We start from the raw sequence: 1,140 nt of genomic DNA on the forward strand, positions 1-1,140 counted from the left end.
CTCTTAACATCGAATTTAGTATTACTACCATCTTTCGTACGCAGGCAATGATCGCAACTTTCTTAGGTTTCCCAGCTTCAACAAGTAGTGTGTAAGTCGCCTTAAAAACCGGATTACATTGCATGTCTGACATCATCGCCATATATAAAACAGTTCGTACTTGAGCCCGCCCTCCTTGGATAACTCGCTTGCCTTTATATCGCCCACTTTCGCGAGTTATCGGCGCTACACCTATCAGTGAAGCTGCCTGCTTGTTCGTGATATAACCCAATTCAGGGACGTTGCTAATTATCGATGCAGCAGCGATGTTTCCAATGCCGGGCACACTTTGCAAGATAGTATTTTTAGCTTGATACTCAGGACTATCTTCAATGAGCCTTACGAGTTTTTCTTCTAGCTTTGTGATTTGATTTTTCATTGCTGTAAGCATTGGTTTGATGGTCGAATGTAGAGCCTTGGGCAGGATTTGCATTCGGTTTTTCTCCATCGTTTGCATTGATAGAAGCTGATTGCGCCTAATAACTAAGTCACTCATTAAACGTATGTTTTTCGCTTTAATGATGGTGAGTTCAGGTTTAATGGCTTCACCATAATGAGCAATCAGCTCTGCGTCTAAACGATCGTTCTTGGCTCTGCGCCCAATTGCGCCAGCGAATCGTTTTATATGGACTGGGTTTGCGCGAACGATTGGTAATTTCGCTTCAACACAGGCCAAAACAAACGGCATTTCTAAACGTCCGGTTGCTTCGATAATGATTCGTTCAGGATTGTATTTTTTGATGACTTTTAGTGCTTCTTTGATGCCCTTGTCGGTGTTTTCTACCGAGAAGAATATCTCTAGAGGCCTAACGTGAATGTTTAATTGTGTTTTACCTGTATCAACTCCAACATTGATACTTTGATTGATTTTCGTATTCATAATAAGCTAACTCATGCTTGCGTAATGCGGGTTCGAGACCCAGTCGACTATTCGAGTGTGGTGCTTGGAGTCCTATGTAGCGTTCTTGTTTGTTATCGGTCTCTCAACTGAGGAGCCAGCGTTCAATCGAACTACTACATGGAAAGCTTTAGTTGCAGCTAAAGCCTGGGTCTCACATTACCCGAAACTGGTGAATTGGATAGGGAAATTATCCATACAAG

General features: G+C 42.5%; 1 protein-coding gene. It reads right to left on the reverse strand.

Translation table 11 applies throughout. The features are described from left to right. Nucleotides 1-919: IS110 family transposase (locus ACQEXS_RS22445; protein ID WP_427015272.1), on the reverse strand; the 919-nt coding region annotated here is incomplete at its 3' end. Between the last annotated feature and the right edge of the window lie 221 nt (nucleotides 920-1,140).

This window comes from Vibrio sp. TRT 17S01 (assembly GCF_050113695.1).
Classification (GTDB): Bacteria; Pseudomonadota; Gammaproteobacteria; order Enterobacterales; family Vibrionaceae; genus Vibrio.